This is a genomic window from Rhodococcus sp. BS-15 (assembly GCF_000813105.1).
Taxonomy (GTDB): Bacteria; Actinomycetota; Actinomycetes; order Mycobacteriales; family Mycobacteriaceae; genus Rhodococcoides.
Genome location: NZ_BAOX01000304.1, coordinates 1 through 5735, shown reverse-complemented (window position 1 = coordinate 5735; position 5735 = coordinate 1). Strand labels below are relative to the sequence as shown.

The following is a 5735-nucleotide window of genomic DNA, read 5'->3' as shown; positions in this document are numbered from 1 at the left end:
TCCGCCGTCGGGGTCGGGCTCCGGATCGGGTTGTTGCTCGGCCTGTTCGGCGGCGTCCCGCATGGCCTCGTCCAACTGTTTGTCTTCGATGCCCGGCTCGTCGGAGGGATCGCGCCGACGCCGGTGCGGCAGAGCCAGTTCGGCGGCAATCCGCACGTCCTCCTCGGCCACCTCGCTCGCGCCTCGCCAGGCGGCGTGGGCGGACGCGGTACGAGCCAGAACGAGATCGGCGCGCATACCGTCGACGTCGAAGGACGCACACAGCGCCGCGATACGACGAAGTTCCTTGTCGCTCAACACCACATCGTCGAGAATCTTCCGGGCGGCCAGAATCTGCTCGGCCACGGCGATGTCGTCGTTGCGGAATTCGGCGGCGAACGCGTGCGGATCACGCTCGTAGTTCATCCGGCGGCGGACGACGTTCATTCGGACGTCCACGTCCCGCGAAGCCGTCACCTCCACAGCCAGACCGAACCGGTCGAGCAGCTGCGGGCGAAGCTCACCCTCCTCGGGATTCATCGTGCCGACGAGCACGAATTGCGCAGGGTGAGAATGAGATACACCGTCACGCTCGACGTGCACCCGGCCCATTGCGGCCGCGTCGAGCAGCACGTCGACCAGATGATCGTGCAGCAGGTTCACTTCGTCGACGTAGAGAACACCACGGTGCGCGGCCGCGAGGAGACCGGGTTGAAACGCACGCTCGCCGTCGCGCAGAACCTTCTCGAGGTCGATGGACCCCACCACTCTGTCCTCGGTTGCCCCCACCGGGAGTTCGACGAGCTTCGCCGGGCGCGAGCCGTCCTCGTCCTCCACAGCAGGCAGCAGGGTCGCGAGTGCGCGCACCACCGTCGATTTCGCGGTGCCCTTCTCTCCTCGCACCAGTACACCGCCGATACCGGGGTGCACGGCGCACAGAATCAACGACAACCTCAGTTGATCCTGACCGACGATCGCACTGAACGGATATCCCGGTTCGGGAACACTCCTACTTCGCTGCACAGCCAATTCCCTTCGTGCCCGGAGTTCCGCGCCGGACGTTCGGTCGAGATACGCGAAGCCGGGCGGCGATCTGGCTGACAGGGAAATCTCCTGATCGAAGATTCTCCTGAACACAGTGGCGGGACCGCGCCTGATTGACACAGGACTTCTCCGCGACCGACTTCGAACGGAACACTACCGCCGAACGAACGAATGCCACACACGGTCTGGACCGGGTGTGGCATTCGTTCCGGGAGTGGAGCCTGCGGAATGACCTCACTGGTAATCGAGTACTGCGAAAGGTCAGGCCTCGCTCCAGGCGGTGCCGCCGCCCCGACGCATCGGGGTGTGCGGGATGCCGTCCTCGAGAACTTCTTCGCCGTCGGGCAGGAACCCGTGCTTGGCGTACATGTCGACGAGGTAGCTCTGAGCGTTGATCCGGCACGGGGCAGAGCCGACCTCGGCAAGCGCGGCCCGCAGAATTCGCGTGGTGTGGCCCTGTCCCCTGGCCGAGCGCTGCGTGCAGAGCCGGCCGATACGGAACGCCTTCTCGCCGTCGTCGTGCTCCTCGAGCAAGCGGAGTGTGCACACCACTTCGCCGTCCCGTTCGAGCCAGAAGTGCCGTGTCTCGGTCAGCAGGTCACGCCCGTCCAACTCCGGGTACGCACACGCCTGCTCGACCACGAACACCTCGACACGCAGCTTCAACAGGTCGTACAACGTGCTGTTGGACAGGTCTAGTGCCCATGATCGTTTGAGAGCTGCTGCTTGCGTATTCATACCTTTTGCTATCACACACCCGTGGACTGTGCGAGCTCACGCGTGTTTTCGAGTTCCAGTGTTTTCGACGTCCAGCCCCAGACCTCGTCGAACAACGAGCTGTTCTGCGCCAGCTTGACCCCGAGCGAGGGACCATTTCCTTGAGCTTTGGCTGCCATGCGTCGTACTTGTCTCCGAAGCAACGCTGCAGCACGTCCAGCATGGCCGGAACAGCGGTGGAAGCACCGGGCGAGGCACCGAGCAGTCCCGCGATCGTGCCGTCCGCAGCGTTGACCACAGCGGTGCCGAATTCGAGCACGCCGCCGCGACCCTTCTTACGGATCACCTGGACGCGCTGACCCGCGGTGACGAGCTCCCAGTTCTCGCCGAGCACCGAGGGCGCGAACTCGCGCAGCGTCTCGACACGATCCGCCTGCGACTGAGCCAACTCACTGACCAGGTACTTGACGAGTCCGAGTTCGGTCACGCCGACTCCGAGCATCGACATCAGGTTGCCGGGCTTGACCGAGCTGGGCAGGTCGGTGATCTTGCCCTGCTTGAGGAACTTGGGCGACCAACCGGCGTACGGGCCGAACAGCAGACCCTGCTGGCCGTTGATCACGCGGGTGTCGAGGTGCGGCACCGACATCGGCGGAGCTCCGACCGACGCCTTGCCGTACACCTTGGCCGAATGCTGCTCGATCAGTGCCGGATCGGTGCACCGCAACCACTCGCCGCTGACCGGGAAGCCGCCGAATCCCTTGATCTCCGCGATCCCGGACTTCTGCAGCAGGTGCAGTGCGCCGCCGCCTGCACCGACGAACACGAACTTGGCGTTGACGGTCTTCTTCGCGCCGGTGCGCTGGTTGGCGACCTTGACGTCCCAGGTGCCGTCGGACTGCTTGGTGATGTTGCGCACATCGTGGCCGAAGTGCACGGTGCCGCCCGCGGACGACAGGTAGTTCAGCAGCTGCTTGGTGAGTGCGCCGAAATCGACGTCGGTGCCCTCCTGGCTCCAGTTCAGCGCCACCGGATCCGAGAAGTCACGGCCCTTGGCCATCAACGGCAGTCGCGCCGAGAACTCGTCCTTGGAGTCGATGTACTCCATGCCTGCGAACAGTGGGTTGCCCACGAGCGCCTCGTACCGAGCCCGGAGGTACTTCGCGTTCTCGGCCCCGTGCACGAAGCTCACGTGCGGAATGGGGTTGATGAAGTTCTTGGCGTCGGAGAGAACACCGGTCTCGATGCCGTGGGCCCAGAACTGACGCGACACCTGGAACTGCTCGTTGACGTTGAGCGCCTTGGCGATATCGACGCTGCCGTCCTTGTTCTGCGGCGTGTAGTTCAGCTCGCACAGTGCCGAGTGACCGGTGCCCGCGTTGTTCCACGCGTCGCTGCTCTCGGCCGCGGCCGCGTCGAGCCGCTCGTAGACGTCGATCGACCAGTTCGGCTCGAGCTGACGGAGCAGCGCACCGAGGGTGGCGCTCATGATTCCGGCACCGACCAGAACGACGTCGGTCTTGATCCGCTTACCCTGCTCATCTTTGGACACTGGAGAATCGACTTCCTTGTCTGTCGAGATCTCGGCCGGTGGCGGCATCGACCGAAGAACTCTGCTGTAGAGGGGCTACTCACCCGGTGCGGTCAGGTTACTAGCTGGGCCTACCCCATCGGACACCACGTCAACCCGGTCTCGATTGTGCTCCTCGGACGCCGTCCGCGGCGCCCACTACAGTTGTGATCTGTGACTACCTGGGTGCCCGATGTCCTCGGCGACGGCTACGAACAGACGACCATTCCACTCGGTGACGATCCGGACGGCGAGGGGCAGGTCGAGGCCACTCTCGTGCGGTATCAACCCTCGGGCGCTGCGAACTTCGAGCGCGCGGTGATCTACGTCCACGGTTTCACCGACTACTTCTTCCAGCGACACATCGCTGAACACTTCGCCGCCAAGGGGTACGCCTTCTACGCACTGGACCTGCGTAAATGCGGACGCTCGCGCCGTGAGGGTCAGACCGCGCACTTCGTAACCGATCTGGCGATGTACGACACCGAGCTCAACGAGGCTCTCGCCCTGGTCCGCGCCGAACGCGCCGACGCCCCGGTGCTGCTCATGGCGCACTCGACGGGAGGGCTCGTACTGCCGCTCTGGCTGAACCGCCTCAACCGCCGAGAAGGCGGGTCCGCAGGCCTCGGCCTGGCAGGCGTGGTGCTCAACAGCCCCTGGTTCGACCTGCAGGGTCCGCCCGCCATTCGCAGCGTCGGCACCGCAGCGATCGACGTCATCGGCCGATTCCGGTCCAAGGCGCAGGTCCCCGGCGGCGGCCTCGACACCTACGGTCTGTCGCTCGCTGCGTCCGAGAAGGGCGAATGGGACTACGACCTCGACTGGAAGCCACTCGCCGGCTTCCCCATCACCTTCGGCTGGATCCGCGCCGTCCGCCACGGTCACGCCGAACTCCATCGCGGCCTCGACATCGGCATCCCCGCACTGATTCTGCGCTCGAAAGTGACGCACTTCTCACGCCGGTACAGCTCCGCCGTCGACGCCGCAGATGCCGTACTGGACGTTCGCCAGATCGCCCGCTGGGCCGGCTGCCTGGGTGACCGCACCACGATCGTGCCCATCGAGGGGGCCCGCCACGACGTCTTCCTGTCCACCGAGGCCCCACGAGCGCGGGCCTTCGAGGAAATGGACGAGTGGATCGACTGGTTGCATCGAAGCGAGAGCTCCGACCACGCGTCGGGCAAGGACCACACCGAGAGCGGGCACATTTCATGACCGAGCATTTCGACGTCGCGATCATCGGCTCCGGATCCGGCAACTCCATCGCCGATTCGCGCTTCGAGGACAAGAAGATCGCTCTGCTCGAAGAGAACTCGACCTTCGGCGGCACCTGCCTCAACGTCGGCTGCATTCCCACGAAGATGTTCGTCTACGCAGCCGAAGTTGCGCGGACGGTGCGTGATTCCGCGAAATACGGTGTCGACGCCCATGTGGACGCGGTGCGCTGGCCGAACATCGTCGACCGCGTCTTCGGCCGCATCGACCCCATCTCGGAGGGCGGCAAGCGCTACCGCGCCGAGGGCAGCCCCAATGTCACCCTGTTCGAGGGGCATGCCACCTTCGTCGGCCCGCGCACGATCGATACCGGCACGGGCACCGTCATCACCGCCGACCAGATCGTCATCGCTGCCGGATCCCGGCCGGTGGTGCCGCAGTCCTTCGCCGATTCGGGCGTGAAGTACCACACCAACGGCGACGTGATGCGTCTGCGCGAGCTGCCCGAGCATCTGGTGATTCTCGGATCCGGTTACATCGCAGCGGAATTCGCGCACGTGTTCTCCGCCCTCGGCTCCAAGGTGTCGATCGTCGCCCGCAAGGACACCTTGCTCCGCGCGCTGGACGCCGACATCTCGCAGCGGTTCACCGATCTCGCCCGCGCCAAGTGGGACGTCCATCTCGACTCCGGTGAGACCCGGCCCGCGACCGACGGCACACTGCACGGAATCGAACTGGCCGACGGCACCAAGGTTGTCGGCGACGCCTTCCTCATCGCTGTGGGCCGTGAGCCGAACGGTGACCGTCTCGGTCTGGACACGGCAGGCATCGCCATGGACGACGAGGGACGCATCGTGGTGGACGAGTTCGGCCGCACCACCGCCGAGGGCGTGTTCGCTCTCGGCGACGTCTCGTCGCCCTACCAGCTCAAGCATGTGGCCAACCAGGAAGCACGAGTGGTTCAGCACAACCTGCTGCACGACGCGTGGCGCGGGGACACCGCCGCACTGCGCACCAACGACCACCGATTCGTTCCCGCGGCGGTGTTCACCGATCCGCAGATCGCCGAGGTGGGCATGACCGAGGATCAAGCCCGTGACGCGGGCCTGGACATCACCGTCAAGGTTCAGAACTACGGGGATGTCGCCTACGGCTGGGCGATGGAGGACAGCGAAGGCCTGTGCAAGATCATCGCCGAGAAGGGCACCGG

General features: G+C 65.2%; 4 protein-coding genes, 1 pseudogene and 1 riboswitch. Of the genes and pseudogenes, 2 read left to right on the top strand and 3 right to left on the bottom strand.

Annotated features, from left to right (window positions below):
- The 3 genes and pseudogenes from RHBS_RS23365 to mqo form a co-directional block, all read right to left on the bottom strand.
- Positions 1–1002, bottom strand: a 1002-nt coding sequence (locus tag RHBS_RS23365; RefSeq protein WP_148311812.1) for an AAA family ATPase, incomplete at its 3' end; no start/stop codon positions are given.
- Positions 1003–1048: 46 nt separating this feature from the next.
- A riboswitch (cobalamin riboswitch) is annotated at positions 1049–1199 on the bottom strand.
- 85 nt (positions 1200–1284) lie between these two features.
- Entirely contained in the window at positions 1285–1761 is a 477-nt protein-coding gene (locus RHBS_RS23360; protein WP_027496727.1) for a GNAT family N-acetyltransferase, read from the bottom strand.
- Between the two features lie 11 nt (positions 1762–1772).
- Positions 1773–3229 (bottom strand): annotated as a pseudogene (gene mqo / locus RHBS_RS23355) (malate dehydrogenase (quinone)).
- 255 nt (positions 3230–3484) lie between these two features.
- Here mqo and RHBS_RS23350 point away from each other — a divergent pair.
- A complete protein-coding gene (locus RHBS_RS23350) occupies positions 3485–4525 on the top strand; it encodes an alpha/beta hydrolase (protein WP_183130174.1) in 1041 nt (346 codons plus the stop codon).
- Positions 4522–5735, top strand: a 1214-nt coding sequence (locus tag RHBS_RS23345) for a mycothione reductase (protein WP_128646534.1), incomplete at its 3' end; no start/stop codon positions are given. The genes RHBS_RS23350 and RHBS_RS23345, both read left to right, overlap by 4 nt.

Excerpts from the sequence above, each read along its gene's own strand:
- RHBS_RS23360 (WP_027496727.1), bottom strand. The coding sequence starts at position 1,761 with ATGAATACGCAAGCAGCAGCTCTCAAACGATCATGGGCACTAGACCTG.